Genomic DNA, 18,641 nt, shown 5'->3' with positions numbered 1-18,641 from the left:
ATATGTCGAATAAGATAAAACCAAGCGAAGTGTCTGATGTCCTTTTAAAGGCACTTCAGAGCGTAAATGCAGAAGAAAAATTCGATGAAGTTGGTACAGTACTAACAGTCAGCGATGGTGTTGCTCGTATTTATGGTCTTCGTAATGCTGAGGCAAATGAACTCTTAGAGTTTGATGATGGTACAATGGCTATTGTTATGAACTTAGAGGAGGATAATGTAGGTTGTATTCTTCTTGGTTCAACTACGGATATAAAAGAAGGACAAACAGTTAAACGTACACATCGTATTGCCTCTATTCGAGTTAATGATAATTTTTTAGGACGTGTTGTAAACCCACTTGGTCAAGCAATTGACGGTAAAGGAGATATTGATTTATCAGAAGCTTTTGAAATGCCTTTAGACCGTAAGGCTCCTGGAGTAATTTATCGTCAACCTGTAAAAGAACCACTACAAACAGGTTTAAAGGCTGTTGATTCTATGATCCCTATTGGGCGTGGACAACGTGAACTTATTATTGGCGACCGCCAAACGGGTAAAACAGCTATTGCTGTTGATACCATTATAAATCAAAAATCTTCATACGAAAAAGGAAATCCTGTATATTGTATTTATGTTGCGATAGGGCAGAAGGCTTCCACAGTGGCAAATCTTGTACAGATATTACGCGATAATGGTGCTTTACCTTATACGATTATTGTAAGTGCTACTGCTGCCGACCCTGCTGCAATGCAATATTACGCTCCTTTTGCAGGTGCTGCGATAGGAGAATATTTCCGCGATCGTGGATATTCTGCACTTGTTGTTTATGATGATTTATCTAAACAGGCTGTTGCTTATCGTGAAGTATCTTTAATTCTTCGACGTCCTTCTGGACGTGAGGCATATCCTGGCGATGTTTTCTATCTCCATTCTCGTTTATTAGAGCGTGCAGCACGTATTAATAATCAACAAGAAATTGCAGAAAAAATGAACGACCTGCCTGAATGTATGAAAGGCAAGGTAAAAGGTGGTGGATCGTTAACAGCACTTCCTATTATTGAGACACAAGCTGGCGATGTTTCTGCATATATTCCTACTAATGTTATCTCTATTACTGACGGACAGATATATTTGGAGAGCGATTTATTCAACCAAGGTTTCCGACCAGCAATTAATGTAGGTATTTCTGTTTCTCGTGTGGGTGGTTCTGCACAAGTAAAGAGTATGAAGAAAGTTGCAGGTACATTGAAAATAGATATGGCTCAATATCGCGAGTTGGAAGCATTCTCTAAGTTCTCTTCTGATATGGATAAGGTTACAGCAATGACTTTGGATAGAGGACGAAAGAATAACCAGTTGTTGATACAAGCACAATATTCACCAATGCCAGTTGGCGAGCAGATTGCTATTCTTTATTGTGGTGTTCATGGTTTACTATATGCAGTTCCTGTTGAAAAGGTTAGAGAATGTCAGGACCAATTCTTGGAAGCAATGCGTAATATGCATAAAGAAGTCTTAGATAACTTAGCATTAGGTAATCTTCTTGATAGCGATATTAAGGTTATTGAAGAAGTGATGAGTAATATAACTGCGCAATATAAATAAAACCAAATAAATGCCATCTTTAAAAGAAATAAAGAATCGAATTGCCAGTGTTAATAGTACTCGTAAAATTACGAGTGCTATGAAGATGGTAGCTTCCAGCAAACTTCATCATGCACAGGTTGCAATAGAAAATATGCTTCCTTATGAAAATTTGCTTGAACATATTCTGAAAGCATTTTTAGTGTCTACTCCTGATACAAATACTTCATTTAGTGAAGAAAGAGAAATAAAACGAGTAGCTTTGTTGGTTTTCTCTTCTAATAGTTCTTTGTGTGGCGGATTTAATACAAATATTATAAAGATGCTCCAAAGCACTTTAAATGATTATTTGGCAAAAGGTGTAACTAAAGATAACATTATTGTCTATCCAATTGGGCGTAAAGTTGCAGAAAAGGTTGCTAAAATGGGACTTAAAAGTGCAGGAACCTTCTTGGAACTTGCCGAAAAGCCTAATTCAGAAGAGTGCAGAAATATTGCTGTTGAGATTGAGAAACTGTGGCTTAATAATGATATTGATAGGGTAGAAATGATTTATCATCATTTTAAAAGTGCAGGAAGTCAGATTCTTACACGAAAAACTTATCTACCAATAGATTTAGATACAGAATTGAGTCTCGATAAAGAACGCGATTTAACCTCGAATATCACAACCAAAAAGGCTCAGGAGTATTTAAAGGAGCATAAACGGAATATGCAATCAAACGATAAAGACGAAATAATAAAACCACTGAACGATGATTTTATTGTTGAGCCTGATTTGAAAACCGTTCTAACTTCTTTAATTCCTAAGTTACTTCATTTAATGGTGTATACGGCTTTATTAGATAATAATGCATCGGAACATGCTGCTAGAATGGTTGCAATGCAATCTGCAACCGACAATGCTGATGAATTGCTTCGTGGATTAAAGCTACAATATAACAAATCTCGTCAAGCAGCTATTACGTCAGAATTGTTAGATATTGTAGGTGGTTCTATTAATAACTAATTTTATCAACAATAATAAACAATTAGTTTCATTATTAATAGTGATAATAAATAAAAGGGGTGTCAGTTTTGGCACCCCTTTTATGTTTTGTTTATGTTGGCTATTATTATCCGACCTATACGCACCTATAATATCAAATCAATCGTTAGCTTATAATTTCTATTACTTTTAGCTACTACTGTTATTCTGATTGTAAAATTGATTTTAAAGGCTGTATATCATTTACTTCTTCTAATCAAATATCTTTAATTTTAAACAAGATATTGGTTAGATATACTTTCGTTGTTTACTACACGACGAATAGTTTCAGCAAACATATCTGCAACCGAAATCTGCTTTACCTTAGAACATCTATCGGTATATGGAATAGAATCGGTAAATACTATTTCTTCTAATGCAGAAGCTTCAACACGTTCGTTAGCAGGACCACTCATAACACAGTGCGATGCACATGCACGAACACTTTTTGCTCCAGCTTCTTTCATAATATCAGCAGCTTTTGTCATTGTTCCTGCCGTATCAACCATATCGTCTACAATAACAACGTTTTTATCTTTTACATCACCAATTATCTGCATTGAAGCAACTTCGTTAGCACGAGCACGTGTTTTATTGCAAAGCACTAATGGGCAACCAAGATATTTTGCGTATGTATTTGCACGTTTTGAACCGCCAACATCAGGACTAGCAATTACCATATCTTTCAATCGTAGGCTCTGCAAATACGGAAGCAATACACCACTAGCATAAAGATGGTCTACAGGAACATCAAAGAAACCTTGAATTTGATCGGCATGTAGGTCCATTGTTATAAGTCTGTCAATTCCTGCCACACTTAGTAAGTCGGCAACCAATTTTGCACCAATACTTACACGTGGTTTATCTTTTCTGTCCTGGCGCGCCCAACCAAAATATGGCATAACTGCTATAATATTGCGAGCAGATGCACGTTTTGCAGCATCAATCATCAAGAGTAATTCCATCAGATTGTCTGAATTAGGAAATGTACTTTGCACAAGATACACATCTTTTCCACGAATACTTTGTTCGTAAGAAACAACAAATTCTCCATCAGAGAAGCGTGTCATTAAAGAGTTGCCTAATGGACAACCTAAACTTGCGCAGATTTTTTCTGCCAAATATCTCGTCTTTGTTCCCGAGAATACTAAAAAAGAGTTTTCTTCACTCATTTCTATTAGTTGTTAAATATAGGTGTTATTTGTTTATTCTATTGCCTTCTGAAGATTATAGAAGTATTTTATTATACCTTTATAATTAATATCATTGTACACATCAAAGTGCTTCCAAAATTCTTTTCCCACAACAATGCCACCGAAACCATATTGTTTTATATCAGGAATATGCTCTAAGGAAATTCCTCCCATTGCATATACTCGTTTTCCAAGCAATCCTTGCTTCTTCAGTTCAGTTAATTCTAAACTAGAAAATTTATGTTCGTCTGTAGCAACATTGTGTTTGTCATCGTATATATTGTCTAAAAAAACATAGTCCGAACTCTTTCTCATTTCTTTTAATCGCATAGAGTTCCTACATGTCCGTCCTATCTGACCTTTATACCCTATAGGTGGAACTGCGGTTTCTGTATCAAGATGAATACCTGCCAACTGTTTTTCTGCTTTAAGATAATAATGTTGATGAATAGTAATGTGTTTATGATAGGTTTTGGGAATAAGCGACAGTAAACGCTCTAAGTAAAGGGCGGTACCATCGGTCTTTGAGATATGGAGATTCTCAAGTCCTTCCTCAAAGAGTGCTGTCAATATTTTATCCTCCTCCACAAAGTATGTGGATTTAGTCATAACGACCAGTTTCATACCCAATAATTTGTTGCAAAGGTAAATAATATTTCCGACTTTTACAAACTTTTCTGTATATTTGCAGCATGAAAATAAATGCAATAACATTCGAAGAGCTGCAGCATCCAGCTTATATCTTAGACGAAACAAAACTACGTAGCAACTTGTCGCTTATAGCGAAAATAGCAAAAGAGGCTGATATCGAAATTATTTTGGCTTTCAAAGCATACGCACTTTGGAAAACATTTCCAATTATTCGTGAATATATTAATGCTACTACAGCTTCTTCGCTTAACGAAGCTAAATTAGGTTATTATGAATTTGGTGCTCCTACGCATACTTTCTCGCCAGCTTACACAGATTATGAGATAAACGAAATTGCCAAATGTTCATCGCATCTGGTTTTCAATTCTTTCTCACAATTCAACAACTTTCATTTAAAGGCTAAACAGGCTAACAATAAAATTAGTATTGGTTTACGTATTAATCCTGAATATTCGGAAGTAGAAACCTTACTTTACAATCCGTGCGCACCTGGCACGCGTTTTGGTGTTTCTGCTGATAAACTTCCTACACAATTGCCTACCGATATCGAGGGATTTCATATTCATTGCCATTGCGAAAATGGAAGCGATGTTTTCGAACGCACATTGCAGCACGTCGAAAAGAAATTAGCTCCGTGGTTTAAACAAATTAAATGGATAAACTTTGGTGGCGGTCATTTAATGACACGTAAAAATTACGACACAAAACTGCTAATTAATATTCTTAGAGCATTTAAATCAAGGTATCCATGGCTTAAAGTAATATTAGAACCAGGTAGTGCTTTTGCTTGGCAAACAGGACCACTTGTATCGCAAGTTGTAGATATTGTGGAAGATAAAGGTATAACCACAGCAATTTTAAATGTTAGTTTCACTTGTCACATGCCCGATTGTTTAGAAATGCCATATTATCCTAATGTCAGATTTGCAAAACATATTGAAAATAACGACCAACACACAGACCATATTTATCGTTTAGGAGGAAATAGTTGTTTGAGCGGAGATTGGATGGGCTATTGGATTTTTGATCACGAATTAAAAATAGGCGAAAATATTATTTTCGAAGATATGCTTCACTATACTACTGTTAAAACTAATATGTTTAATGGCATAACACACCCTGATATTGCTCTATTAAAACAGAATGGAGAAATAGAAACTTTGCGGAGTTTTAATTACAACGATTATAAACTCCGTATGGATTAAACCTTCTTTTACATACACTTATAAAATTATTTCAAAAAAGTAGTCTGATAATATGTGCCATTAAAACACTTATGGCACATATTTTGTATAAATAATTAGCAAAAAACAAATAGAAAAGGATTAAGAATATGGCATTCATAGACTATTATAAAATTTTAGGTGTAAAAAAAGATATACCACAAGACGAAGTTCGTGCGGCTTATCGGAAACGTGCAAAACAATTCCACCCCGATCTTCACCCAAACGACCCAAAAGCAAAAGCTAAATTTCAGGCACTTTCAGAAGCTTACGATGTAATTGGCGATCCAGATAAACGTGCAAAATACGATAAGTATGGAGAACAATGGCGAAACGCCGACGCTTTTGAACAGTCAGGAGGAGGAGAACAAGGTTTTAGCAACTATAATACAGCTTTCGACGGCTTCGATTTTAATGGAATGGGAGGCGGATTCAGCAGTTTCTTCCAAGATTTATTTGGCGGAGGAGCAAGAGGCGGATTTAAAAGAGGAACAACTTACCGAAAACCTGCTCCACAAGAAAGAGAAGTTGAACTTAGTATAGATATATATACAGCTTTATTAGGGGGAGAAGTTGTTGTAATGTTACCTGAAGGAAGAAAAATTAAACTGAAAGTAAAACCTTATACCCAAGACGGTACCAAAGTTAAGATTAAAGGAAAAGACAATTCGGTTGATACAATATTAACGTATAGGGTAAAACTACCTACTTCGTTAACAGAAAACCAAAAAGAACATTTACGCAAAATGCGTGATAATGCTTAAAATCTGCAACATTAGGTTCTATCAGTATAGAATATAATAAAAACTCATAGAAATTGTAATTACAAAATTAAAAAATGTAATTACAATTTTTTATTTTATAATTAAAAAATATGCCTTTAACCCAAACCATTCTTAGCACCTTAATAAAATTTGTTTTGTTGTTATGCAAAACAACAAACTTTGTTGCAAAGGTGTAGCCACTTTGTTTTGCAACCTCGTCAAGTTACCTCAAAAATTCAATTAATATCTGTTGCCATTATTAAATAAAATGTGTATCTTTGCAACCGATATATAAACGAATCTGACTAAATAACTCTGCGGGTAATAAAAAACCTATAGGCGGAGAGTGCGTTAGAGGGATAAATGTTCCAACCTTTTCAGAAAGGGAGGGAGAGTCCCTTTTATCAAATAACCACATCAAGTAAACATATAACACATTCTCAGAATAAGCAAAGTTATTTATACCAGATTATAAAATTTCCTTTCGTAAGATTTCTAAAAAAGCAATACAAAGAAGAGTATTCCACTATTAAAATTCGAATACGGAAATTTTAAAGAAATACTATAAAAATAATCCATAAATAACACAATATAAAGATGTTAGAAAAATCATCAAAAATATATATTGCTGGACATAAAGGTTTGGTAGGTTCTGCTATTTGGAACAATCTGAATGCACGTGGATACACAAACCTTATAGGTTGTTCTCATCATGAATTAGACCTTACAGACCAGCAAGCTGTAGAAAATTTCTTCGCAAAAGAAAAACCAAATGCCGTTGTTTTAGCCGCTGCTTTTGTTGGTGGAATAATGGCAAATAGTCTTTATCGTGCCGATTTTATAATGCAAAATATGAAGATGCAATGCAACATCATTTCAACCGCATATAAATATAAGGTAAAAAAACTTCTTTTCTTAGGTTCTACCTGCATTTATCCTAAAAATGCACCACAACCAATGAAAGAAGATGCACTGCTTACATCTCCATTAGAATATAGCAACGAAGAATATGCCATAGCTAAAATTGCAGGATTAAAAATGTGCGAAAGCTATAATCTGCAATATGGAACAAATTATATTGCTGTAATGCCAACTAATCTTTATGGACCTAACGATAATTTCCATTTAGAGAATAGCCACGTAATGCCAGCAATGATGCGCAAAGTATATCTAGCAAAACTTATTCACGAAAATAATTGGGACGCCATAAAAGTAGATATGAATAAACGCCCCATTAACCCTGTTTCCAAACTTGCTAAACAAATTGGAACAGAAAATGTAGATGGTAATTCTTCAAAGGAACGTATCTTACAGGCTTTAGCTTTCTATGGAATAGAAAACAATAAAGTAACACTTTGGGGAACTGGCTCTCCATTGCGCGAATTTCTTTGGAGCGAAGATATGGCAGATGCTTCTGTTTACCTGTTGCTTAACGTAGATTTTAAGGACATCATTGGCATAGAAAAATATTCAAGCGTGTTTTATGGTGTAAAAACCAATGGCGAGGTAAACCGCAACAATAGCGAAGGGCGTGGTGGTGCAATACCAGAACTCGGAGAAATAAGAAATTGCCATATTAATATAGGTACGGGTAAAGAACTTACCATAAAAGAATTGTCTGCATTAGTAGCAAAAACTGCAAACTTTACGGGTAAAATAGTTTGGGACGAAACAAAACCAGACGGTACACCACGGAAACTTATCAATGTAGATAAACTTCATTCGTTAGGGTGGAAACATAAAATAGAGATAGAAGAAGGGGTTGAGAAACTATATAAATGGTATCAACACTCTTTAGAAAACTAACACCTTATATAATATAATTAATATGATACCATCGAAACAACACACAATACTCTATAGCTGGGAAAATTTAAAACTACTTTTGTTTTTCGTTTTATGTAATCTTGCATTTTGTAAATCTTATGCACAGTATTACAGCTTTAAAACAAATGATTTTTATAAAAATAGGAATCCAAAAAAAAATAAAGTTTATACCAGTTGGGCAAATATAAATGGACGACGTTGGGATATAAAAACAGATGCTGTAATAAGAGATTTTGATGAATATACATATTGTCTTAAAGTTGGTACATCGTCAAGTGGAGCTTCTTATTTAGAATTAAAACCAGATATTAGTAAATCAAAAATAAGAAAAATAGTTATATCTTTACAAACCAGTACCGATGATAAACTCAGAAAATTGTTGAATACTGTTATGGCTGTTGATGACAAAAGAATATCTCCTGTGGAAAAAGGTTATATTAATGATTCTATCATCTCTTTTACATTTGCGAATATAGTTATCAATGACAGACCTAAGATAGAAATCTTCTACGATAAAAATAAAACCTATTTTATAGCAGTACAAAGTATTGAAGTTACAAACGAAATTGATCAAAACGAAGATAATTCAACAACTATCACAAGTAACAAAGGCATAGAAAATAATATCATTCAGGTTACACGTACCCTTTCAAAAGATTATTGGAATACATTCTGTTTACCATTCAATGTCGATAAAGATTCTGTAAAATTGTATTTAAATGATCCAGAATTAAGAGAATTTACCGGAAAAGTAGATGGCACTACAATGCTATTTAAAGATGCAACAGAAATAAAAGCAGAAATTCCATATATCATAAAGCCAAAGAAAGATGTTGTAAATCCAATATTTCGTAATGTTACTATTACGGAAGTTGAGCCAAAAATAATAACAGACGAAACAGGAAACTATGCATTTGTAGGAGCATATAGTCCAACTGAATTAAAAACAGACGGGACAGAACTTTTTCTTGGCGACAAAGATAATCTCTATAAACCGTCTGCAAACGATAAAAAGATAAATGGAATGCGTGCATTCTTCAGAATAAAAAATGCATCGCACGCAAAACAATCACAATATAATATATCATTAGATGGAACAACTACTATTGTTTTACACGATACAAACGATATTCCATCTAAAACACACGAGAGGGTTTACACATTAGACGGAAGACAAGTATATTCTACCAGTAACTTAAAAACAGGAATATATATTAGAAATGGGAGGAAAATATATGTGAACTAATATGAAATAAAAACTTTAGCGTAAACTTTATACTACTCTGAAACAGAGTTTAAAAAGAAAAGATATAAAACCTATAATCTTTACTAAAAATGAAACACAAAAAAGTATACGAGCAACCAATATTAAAAGTAATACATATTGAAAATTCAATATTCCTAACTGCAGGTTCTTCACACAATAGTGGAACTCTCCCCAGTGGAATGAATAATAACAGAAACATTGAATTCGGAACACAAATAGGAGAAGGCAACGCTAGCGGTGCACACTCCAAACCATTTGAGTGGGAAGAAGAGTAAAATAAATAAATATGGATAACAAAATTATCACCGTAACATCGCCATTAAAGCATACTCTTTATGGATTTACAAATTACCATAGAGACTAATAATATGTGATTCAAATATTTGAAGAAAAAAATATGTCATACTTTATTAATAAAAATATAACGTTCATTATACAAGCACGTGTAGGTTCTAGTCGACTCCCCAATAAGATATTATTACCCTTTTATAAAGGCAAATGTATATTAGAGTTATTAATAGAAAAGTTGAGACAAATAGAGGATATAAACATTGTTGTTGCTACATCTATAAATCCTAATAATGATGTAATAGAGACTTGTTTAGATAAATATAATATCCCTATCTATAGAGGTTCAGAGAATGATGTGCTTCACGTTTTATAGCTCTTTCTATCTATCTGTTGCTTAATATATATCTTAAGGAAATTATAGGATAGAAATATATTCAAGCATACTTTATGGTGTAAAAACCAATGGCGAAGTAAACTGTAACAATAGTGAGGTATAGTATGTAATACCATAATTTGGAGAAATGATCCTTTTCAATCACTACTTACCTTAGAAGACTATGATTTTCAAGATAATCTAGTTTATTATTATATGTCGGATATCTCATCTAATAACAAACGAATTGCTAAAAATACATTAGCACTATATTTTAGAACATTTTTTTCATTAGTTGTGTCTCTTTATACAAGTCGTATAATTCTAAATGAATTAGGTGTAACCGATTATGGTATATATAATGTTGTTGGCGGTTTTGTCGGTATGTTCACAATATTATCTTCTTCACTTTCTGGGGCTATCAGCAGATTCTTAACTTTTGAGTTAGGTAAAGGAAATATTGGTAAACTAAATAAAGTATTTTGTACATCAATTAATATTCAAGTAATATTATCTATCTTAATTATTATAGTTTCAGAAACCTTAGGCTTATGGTTTCTAACTGAAAAAATGAATATAGAACCAAATAGAATGTTTGCAGCAAAATGCGTATTTCATACTTCTGTTTTTGTACTTGTACTTGATCTCATAACCATTCCTTACAATGCTATTATTATAGCTCATGAACATATGAAGGCATTTGCATATTTGGGGATTGTTCATATCTTATTAAAATTGGGGATAGCACTAATCTTACCTTTTTTTGTCTTTGATAAATTAATACTTTATTCCTTTCTTCTTGTATCTACATATATAATAATACGACTTCTAAATGGTATATATTGTAAACGTAATTTTAGAGAATCGGATTGGCACTTTTACATTGATAAAACTTTAATGAAAGAGATGTTTGCTTTTTCTGGATGGACTTTTATTGGTTCTTCTTCTGCCATTTTAAGAGATCAAGGTTCAAATATCTTGTTGAACTTATATGCAGGTCCTATTGTTAATGCTGCTCGTGGCATAGCAGAACAGGTAAATGGAGCTGTGAATAGTTTCGCTTCGAATTTTATGACAGCTGTAAATCCGCAAATAACAAAATCTTATGCAGCTAATGAGAAAGAATATATGCTTGACTTAATTTATAAAAGTGCTAAATTCTCATTATTCCTACTACTATTTTTATCTTTGCCAATTATGATAGAAACATCATATTTACTAACTATTTGGTTAAAAATAGTTCCAGAACACACTGTATGGTTTGTCAGATTAATCCTTTTTTATGCATTATGCGACTCTGCTTCTCGACCATTAATCACAGCTATTCTTGCTACTGGCAATATTAGAAATTATCAATTAATGATAGGAGCCTTTCAATTTCTATGTTTACCTTTATCATATATTCTTTTAGAAAACGGTTTTTTCCCAGAAATAACTCTTATAATTGCAGTTATTTTAAACTTCTGTTGTTTGATTGTCCGCTTGATTTTATTACGAAAAATGATAGGGTTAAAAGTAAGAAATTACATAAAGAATGTAGTTGTTAAAGTAGGTTTTGTAGGTATTATTTCTTCGGCCTTCCCTATTTATTTATCTTTAAATTTATCTAATAGCTTCTCATCTTTTATAGTTGTAACAGGTATAACATTATTTTTGACTATATTTGTAATTTATATAATAGGTTGCTCCTCATCTGAAAGAGAAACTATTAAAAGCTCTATATATAAATTAATCAAAAAACTTATTTAATGAGTGAAAAACTAAGAGTCGATAGTAAAATACCCCAAGAATGTTGTGGTTGTACGGCATGTGTTGTTTCATGTCCTTTTGCGGCTATAAAGATGAATCCTGATGACTTGGGATTTAATTATCCTTTAATAGATAATAATCTATGTACTAATTGTGGAAAGTGTTTTAGAGATTGTCAGTTTATACCATCTTATAAAATATTTAATGATTTTGAGGAGCCACTCGTATATGCTGCACGATTTAAAGATGAAAAGAAATTAAGAGAAAGTCAAAGTGGTGGTGTATTTTCTGCAATTGCGGAAACAATACTTGCAAGAGGTGGTGTCGTTTATGGTGTTGCTTATTCTGAAAACTATAAAATTAGTCATTGTAAAATAACAAATAAAGAGGCGTTAAATTCTATAAAGGGTTCTAAATATGTACAAAGTAACTTGGATGGTATATTTTTAGATGTGATTAATGAATTAAAAAATGATAAGCTTGTTTTATTTTCAGGAGTACCTTGCCAAGTTGAAAACTTAAGGAAGCAAACAGAAAGACTTAAAAGAGGAAAATTGATAACTATTGATATATTGTGCCATGGCGTGGGGGCTCCAAAGGTGTGGGAGGATTATTTACATTATCTTGAAGTTAAGTATTCTTCCTCTTTGCAAAATGTAAATATGAGAAATAAGCTCTTAGGTTGGAAAGGTGGAATAGAAACATATACCTTTAAAAATAAAAAGAGGATTATAACAGAGTCTTACCTTTATCTCTATTTTTCGCATTACATCCAAAGAGAAAGTTGTTTTAATTGTCCCTATACAAACTTAAAACGTGTAGGAGATATTTCATTAGGTGATTTTTGGCATTGGGAGGATACATCTTATAACGAATTTAGAGATAATAAAGGAATTTCATTAGTTCTTATTAACTCGTCAATAGGAAAAAAAATATTTGAAGAAGCATCTAAACTCTTAGAAATATTACCAAGTAATACTAAAGAATGTATGCAGGATGTTTTAAGAAAATGCATACAGCCAAATATAAAACGTAAGAATTTCCTTAAAGACTATAAGAAAAGAGGATTCAAGTATGTAGCTCATAAATATGGAGATATGGGTAAGATTTATAAAACTAAAATATTTATAGCAAAAATACTTTCAACTATAAAAAAGAAATTATGAAAATAGGAATCATTACTTTTCAATGTGCACATAATTATGGAGCAGTCTTACAAGCTTATGCCCTAAAAGAATATTTAAAAACACTAGGGTATTCAGTAAATATAATTAACTATAGACCTCGCTACATAGTTAATGCATATAAAAAAAATAATCTTAGAAATTGGTTATCAAGGGACCCTTATAAATGTATCATAAGGCTATTCATAGAGTTAATAGTAAAACCGATAAGAATTAAACGATGGTATGCTTTTGAAAATTTTATGAATAGATATTTAGACCTGCATCCTTATAAAAGAAATGAGGATTTTTCAGAATATAATGTTTTAGTGTTAGGAAGTGATCAGATATGGAATCCTGGAATAACTGGTGGGAAATTTGATGGAGTTTATTTTGGGAATGATGCTAAATGTAAAATTGTTTCGTATGCAGCAAGTAGTAGATTTGAAAAATTATCTAAACAGCAAAAAGATTTTTTTTCAAACGCTCTACAAAAAATAGAGCATATTAGTGTAAGGGAAGATTCTCTAGCAAGTTTATTACAACCTTTAATTGATAAAGAAATTAAAATAGTTATTGATCCTACCCTTTTAGCTGGTAGAAGAATTTTTGACAAGATAGCTATACCATCTAAAAAGAATAAATACCTTCTTTTATACCAAATAGGACAATGGAAAGAACTAAATAGATTAGCAGTTAAAATTGCTAAAAAATTAAATCTTGAAATTATAGAAATTACATCACATCCAATAATACCCAAAAGTGGATTAATCCAAACAGCTTCTCCATCAGAGTTTATAGGATACTTTCAAAATGCTTCTTTTGTTGTTACAACATCTTTTCATGGTTTAGCATTTTCTCTTATATACAACAAGGAGTTTTATTGTTTAAAACAAAAATCAAATTCAGATTTAAGATTATTATCTTTACTGAATAAATTAGATCTAGACAATCGTTGCTTAGAAATAGGAGAGGAACCTAATTTTGAAGTGATAAACTATTCAAAAGTAAATGAAAAATTGAATAGAGAAGTAGAACTTTCTTTAAAATATTTAGAAATAGCACTAAATTAAAATTATAAATATTTTGTTCATATTCTCAAAGCTAACAGTGCAATTATAAGAAATGAGTAAGTGAATATTTATAATATTAACCTCCAAGATAAATAATCGTAAATAAATATTTAAATCATAGGAGTACGAAGTGAAAATTATAATTAGCCAAGAATATAAAAATGTATTATAGTCTCAAAGGTCTATTCCAAGTTTTTTATATTCTAGATTACAAATATTATTATATAAAAAAATATTTCCTGTTGCTATTACAAATAAGAAGATTAATCCACCTTCTGAACTAACAAAGTCTTATATTATAAATAAAATATATTATAAATAAAATAAGTGATGGTAAAACTATCTTTTATAATCCCAATGTATAATGCAGCGAAGTATATAGAACGATGTGTGGAATCTGTATATCATCAAGGGCTAAATATAAATGATTTTGAAGTTCTTCTTATTAATGATGGGTCAACTGATAATACATCTGTTGTTCTAAATAGAATGAAAGACTTTTATTCTAATTTGTCAATATTTAACAAAAGTAATGGCGGACAGGGTAGCGCAAGAAACCTTGGTATTGAGGTCGCTACTGGTGACTACATTATGTTTATTGACGCTGATGATTATTTAATAGACTATCAGATTAAAGATTGCCTCCAAAAAGCAATAGACAATAATTTGGAGGTATGTTGTATGCGTATAAAACGTCTTTTACCTTCCGGTAAACCTGCCAAAGTTAATGCTCCAAATTTCTCCGAAGTAGAGGTTTATACGGGTTCATGGTTATTGTTGCATGGATATTTCCCAGCTTCAGTTTGTGCGCATTTTTTTAAGAGAGATTTTTTACTTCGTTCTGGTATACAGTTCTTGACGGATATTATGCACGAAGATGTAGACTTCCAGCTTAAGTTGTTTGCTCATATTAAACGTTTTATGTTCTGTCATGTATATGTTTATACGTATTATTATAATCCAGAATCAACTGATCGATTGATGGACATTAACAAACAAAAACGTTCAATTCTATCAGATTTGCAAATATGCAAAAATTTAGTAGATTTTAGTCTCAACGAATCTTTAAGTGATAAACTAAAGTCTTTCTATATAAGAAAATCAAATTCGCAGTTAATTGGCTTATGTTTACACCTAGCTAACAATAGTGATTTAAGTTATGGATTTAAGAGACAGTTCATGTGTAAGGCATATCAAATGCATCTCTTTCCTATTAAAGGAGCATGTTCTTCATGGAAAACATATATTTTGAAGTTTATTATTAATAATTTTGCGTATATATATGATAGGTTCTATAAATAAGAGCAAATGTGTTTCTCGTCAATCTAACATAGAAATATTAAGGATTGTTACAATGTTATTAATTGTACTCCATCATTTATGTATTTATGGAATAGAAAGTGGAGGCTTTATAATACAAGCGCTTGATTCTATCACAATTATAGGGGTCAATATTTTTCTGTTGATATCAGGATTCTTTTCTATAAAACTTAGATGGAGTTCATTACTGAACCTTTTCTTTTTATGTTTATTTTTTAATCTACTTCATGTCTTTCTTGACTCAATATTATTTGATATAGTTCATACTCCTGGTGATTACATAAAAGCTTTTATGGCTTTTAGTCATCCTGGAGGATGGTTTATGAATGTATATTTTTGTTTAGTCTTATTCTCACCTTTACTTAACTTAGCTTTCAAACAAATGGATCAGAAATTGGATGTATTAATCTTAATATGCCTTTCTCTTATAAATGTTTATCTTGGCTTTTTTTTGCATAATGATGTCAATAATAGTGGGTACAATTTATCACAATTTATTTATATATATTATTTAGGGCACTTAATACATAAACATTTTAAAACGTTGTGTGAAATTAAGAAGAAATATTTTATATTATTATATTTGGTTTCTTCGTTTATAACTATTATTTTAAGTTATTTTGGAATGAAGTATTGGAATTTTCATTATTATAATTCTCCTTTTGTTATTATCTCTGCTGTTTGTGTTTTTAGTTGGTTTGCAAGATTAGAAATAAGAAACATCAAGTTTGTCAATGATGTAGCAAAATCTATGTTGGCTGTTTATCTTTTTTCGAATAGGGGTGGGATTGCAACACTTATTTATAAGTTAAGTCGAAATATCTATACTTTTTCCACTGAGATTTTAGTAATTCTTGGATTCATTGCTCTTTTATTTGGGATTTTCGTATGTGCAATAGTGATTGATAGGTTTAGGATACTTATTTGTTCTCCTCTATTACGATTGTTAGATGTTAAAATAAAAACTACAGAATAGATATTTTTGTAAAATAAATAAAATTTTAAAAAGATGAAATATCAGGTTTTATCTATTGGTAAAAAAATACCTACTGATTTTATAAATATAGGGGACTATATCCAAGGGGTTGCTTCTGCACAGTTTCTCCCGCGGTTAGATGGATTTATAGATCGAGAGCTTGTTGGCAAATATGAAGGGGAGTTGTCTAAAGTAATAATGAATGGATGGTATATGCATTATCCAGAGAATTGGCCACCATCTAAACAAATCATTCCATTATTTGTAGCATTACATATAAACTCTAATTTTAAAGAGCAACTGCTTTCGCCTAAAGCTATTGAATATTTAAAAAAGTATGGGCCTATAGGATGTAGGGATTATTATACGATGAATATATTGAGAGCTAAGGGAATTGATGCATTCTTTTCTGGATGTATGACATTGACTTTAGGTTGTTGTTATCATTCTGAGAAAAAAAACAATAAGATTTACTTTGTAGATCCTTATTTTAAAACTCCTTCCTCTCTTAAAGAATTTCTTTATAATTCTCTCTATCTACTGAAACACTGGAAAACGATTTGTGTTATAGCTTCTAAATTTGAATTTTACTGGCATAGAGGTTTTTTTCATAGAGTTGTAGTTACATCTTTTTATAGACAATATATTAAGTTGTTCTCAAAAGAGGTGTTGTTAAATGCAGAATATGTTTGCCAAGAAAGTAAACGATATAAAAATAATTTTAAGGATGAAGAAGAGCGATTTGCAGAAGCTCAACGATTAGTAGAAGAATATGCCCAAGCAAAATATGTTGTTACTTCAAGAATACATTGTGCTCTTCCATGTTTAGGATTAGAGACACCAGTAATATATGTTGAGAATAAACAACAATCAGACACAAGTGCATGTCGACTAGATGGTTTAAGAGAGCTTTTTAATATTATTGAAAATGACAATGGCGTGTTGCGATCTTTATTTCCAATAGAATTACCTTTAACATATAAAAGTAACTTTTCTAATAAACCGCTATGGTATAATATAGCTGAAAAGTTAAAAAATATATGTGAAAATTTTATTCAAGCAAAATGAAATACAATATTGCATATTGCATAGAAGGTTTTTATAACCATGGCGGTATGGAACGAATTTTATCGGTGTGTGCAAATCTTTTATCTGATATTTATTCGATAACGATAATTGTTGCTAATCAAAGGGGTAGGGAACATGCATATAATCTTGCACAGAATATTAATGTTGTTGATTTATGTGTAAGTAGTACAAATTATAAAGAAGAATATAAGAAATCGTTAACTCGATATTTACAAGATCATCGATTTAGTGTTGTAATTTCTTTAGCGGGATTAGAACTATTTTTTTTACCTCAGATAAAAGATGGAAGCAAAAAAGTTATGTGGTTTCATTTCGCATTTGATGTTTCGAAAATGTTCTTGAGCGAAAGATTCCATGGTTGGAAATTGAATTTATTATATTATATCCATACAATACGTAGGATTTATTTTGCAAAGAAATTTGATACAATAGTTGTCTTGTCAAAATCGGATTGTGACTCATGGAGTAGATTCTGTAATAATGTTAAATACATTTACAACCCAATCACAATCGATAGAAAGGTAATTTCTAATCTTTCAGAAGAATCTGTGATAGCGGTAGGACGGCTTGGATGGCAAAAAGGTTTCGACTTTCTTATAGACTCTTGGGTGTTGGTTGATGATAAACATCCAGACTGGCATTTGGATATTTTTGGAGAAGGTCCAGATAGATTAGAATTACAACATCAGATAGACAGAAAAGGGTTACATGATAAAGTGAGGCTGTGTGGTGTAACAAAGCAAATAGAAGAGGAGTATGGTAAACATTCGATTTATGTTATGAGTTCTCGTGCAGAAGGTTTTCCTTTGGCTCTATTAGAAGCATCTAGTTGTGGTTTACCTATGATATCTTTTAATTGTCATCAAGGTCCAAATGAAATTATTCAGGAAGGTGAAAATGGCTTCCTTGTAGACAAAGTAGGAGATATATATACTTTATCTGATCGTATTTGTAAACTTATAGAAGATAATAATTTGCGTAATATGATGGGAAAAAAAGCGTTAGATTCTTCTTTTAGATTTGAAGGAGAAGTTATTAAAAAAGATTGGATAAGTCTCTTGAAACAATTAATTTAAATGCATAGAATATA

At 31.7% G+C, this 18,641-nt stretch carries 17 protein-coding genes; 15 read left to right on the top strand and 2 right to left on the bottom strand.

What is annotated here, in order from left to right:
• Positions 1-2: 2 nt before the first annotated feature.
• Together atpA and DX009_RS06085 are read left to right on the top strand one after the other, a co-directional pair.
• Positions 3-1,586 carry a F0F1 ATP synthase subunit alpha gene (gene atpA, locus DX009_RS06090; protein WP_115083372.1) on the top strand — a complete coding sequence of 528 codons (1,584 nt, stop codon included), beginning with the start codon at positions 3-5 and terminating at the stop codon, positions 1,584-1,586.
• Positions 1,587-1,596: 10 nt separating this feature from the next.
• Positions 1,597-2,574 (top strand): F0F1 ATP synthase subunit gamma, encoded by a 978-nt coding sequence (locus tag DX009_RS06085; protein WP_006044735.1) that lies wholly within the window; start codon positions 1,597-1,599, stop codon positions 2,572-2,574.
• Between the two features lie 251 nt (positions 2,575-2,825).
• On the opposite strand, the gene DX009_RS06080 is transcribed toward DX009_RS06085, so the two are convergent.
• Both DX009_RS06080 and DX009_RS06075 read right to left on the bottom strand, forming a co-directional pair.
• Positions 2,826-3,764, bottom strand: a complete 939-nt coding sequence (locus DX009_RS06080; RefSeq protein WP_115083371.1) for a ribose-phosphate pyrophosphokinase — start codon at positions 3,762-3,764, stop codon at positions 2,826-2,828.
• A 33-nt stretch (positions 3,765-3,797) separates the two neighbouring features.
• Positions 3,798-4,409: a thiamine phosphate synthase gene (locus DX009_RS06075; RefSeq protein WP_115083370.1), complete on the bottom strand. Its 612-nt coding sequence runs from the start codon at positions 4,407-4,409 to the stop codon at positions 3,798-3,800.
• A 68-nt stretch (positions 4,410-4,477) separates the two neighbouring features.
• Here DX009_RS06075 and nspC point away from each other — a divergent pair, with 68 nt between their 5' ends.
• The 13 genes from nspC (at position 4,478) to DX009_RS06010 (ending at position 18,627) form a co-directional block, all read left to right on the top strand.
• On the top strand, positions 4,478-5,641 hold the full coding sequence (gene nspC, locus DX009_RS06070) for a carboxynorspermidine decarboxylase (RefSeq protein WP_115083369.1): 1,164 nt from the start codon (positions 4,478-4,480) through the stop codon (positions 5,639-5,641).
• A 128-nt stretch (positions 5,642-5,769) separates the two neighbouring features.
• Complete coding sequence (locus DX009_RS06065; protein WP_115083368.1) at positions 5,770-6,423, top strand: DnaJ domain-containing protein; 654 nt, start codon at positions 5,770-5,772, stop codon at positions 6,421-6,423.
• A 597-nt stretch (positions 6,424-7,020) separates the two neighbouring features.
• The gene (locus DX009_RS06060; RefSeq protein ID WP_115083367.1) at positions 7,021-8,229 is read left to right on the top strand and encodes a GDP-L-fucose synthase family protein; all 1,209 of its coding nucleotides are present in this window, start codon (positions 7,021-7,023) and stop codon (positions 8,227-8,229) included.
• Positions 8,230-8,251: 22 nt separating this feature from the next.
• Positions 8,252-9,496, top strand: coding sequence for a hypothetical protein (locus DX009_RS06055; protein ID WP_115083366.1), 1,245 nt, complete (start codon positions 8,252-8,254; stop codon positions 9,494-9,496).
• Positions 9,497-9,585: 89 nt separating this feature from the next.
• A complete protein-coding gene (locus DX009_RS06050; RefSeq protein ID WP_115083365.1) occupies positions 9,586-9,792 on the top strand; it encodes a hypothetical protein in 207 nt (68 codons plus the stop codon).
• Between the two features lie 122 nt (positions 9,793-9,914).
• The gene (locus DX009_RS06045) at positions 9,915-10,181 is read left to right on the top strand and encodes a cytidylyltransferase domain-containing protein (protein ID WP_245944597.1); all 267 of its coding nucleotides are present in this window, start codon (positions 9,915-9,917) and stop codon (positions 10,179-10,181) included.
• Between the two features lie 216 nt (positions 10,182-10,397).
• Positions 10,398-11,930: an oligosaccharide flippase family protein gene (locus tag DX009_RS06040; protein WP_181792319.1), complete on the top strand. Its 1,533-nt coding sequence runs from the start codon at positions 10,398-10,400 to the stop codon at positions 11,928-11,930.
• Positions 11,930-13,096 carry a Coenzyme F420 hydrogenase/dehydrogenase, beta subunit C-terminal domain gene (locus DX009_RS06035; RefSeq protein ID WP_115083363.1) on the top strand — a complete coding sequence of 389 codons (1,167 nt, stop codon included), beginning with the start codon at positions 11,930-11,932 and terminating at the stop codon, positions 13,094-13,096. Before DX009_RS06040 ends, DX009_RS06035 begins: the two co-directional genes overlap by 1 nt.
• Positions 13,093-14,166, top strand: coding sequence for a polysaccharide pyruvyl transferase family protein (locus DX009_RS06030; protein WP_115083362.1), 1,074 nt, complete (start codon positions 13,093-13,095; stop codon positions 14,164-14,166). Before DX009_RS06035 ends, DX009_RS06030 begins: the two co-directional genes overlap by 4 nt.
• Positions 14,167-14,496: 330 nt before the next feature.
• Positions 14,497-15,468 carry a glycosyltransferase family 2 protein gene (locus tag DX009_RS06025; protein ID WP_115083361.1) on the top strand — a complete coding sequence of 324 codons (972 nt, stop codon included), beginning with the start codon at positions 14,497-14,499 and terminating at the stop codon, positions 15,466-15,468.
• Positions 15,449-16,462, top strand: a complete 1,014-nt coding sequence (locus tag DX009_RS06020; protein WP_115083360.1) for an acyltransferase family protein — start codon at positions 15,449-15,451, stop codon at positions 16,460-16,462. The genes DX009_RS06025 and DX009_RS06020 overlap by 20 nt, the downstream gene beginning before the upstream one ends.
• A 33-nt stretch (positions 16,463-16,495) precedes the next feature.
• Positions 16,496-17,530 (top strand): polysaccharide pyruvyl transferase family protein, encoded by a 1,035-nt coding sequence (locus DX009_RS06015; protein WP_115083359.1) that lies wholly within the window; start codon positions 16,496-16,498, stop codon positions 17,528-17,530.
• Positions 17,527-18,627: a glycosyltransferase family 4 protein gene (locus DX009_RS06010; RefSeq protein WP_115083358.1), complete on the top strand. Its 1,101-nt coding sequence runs from the start codon at positions 17,527-17,529 to the stop codon at positions 18,625-18,627. The genes DX009_RS06015 and DX009_RS06010 overlap by 4 nt, the downstream gene beginning before the upstream one ends.
• The last annotated feature ends 14 nt before the right edge of the window (positions 18,628-18,641 follow it).

The organism is Prevotella pallens, assembly GCF_900454935.1.
Taxonomy (GTDB): Bacteria; Bacteroidota; Bacteroidia; order Bacteroidales; family Bacteroidaceae; genus Prevotella; species Prevotella pallens.
This window is presented reverse-complemented; position numbering and strand designations above follow the sequence as displayed.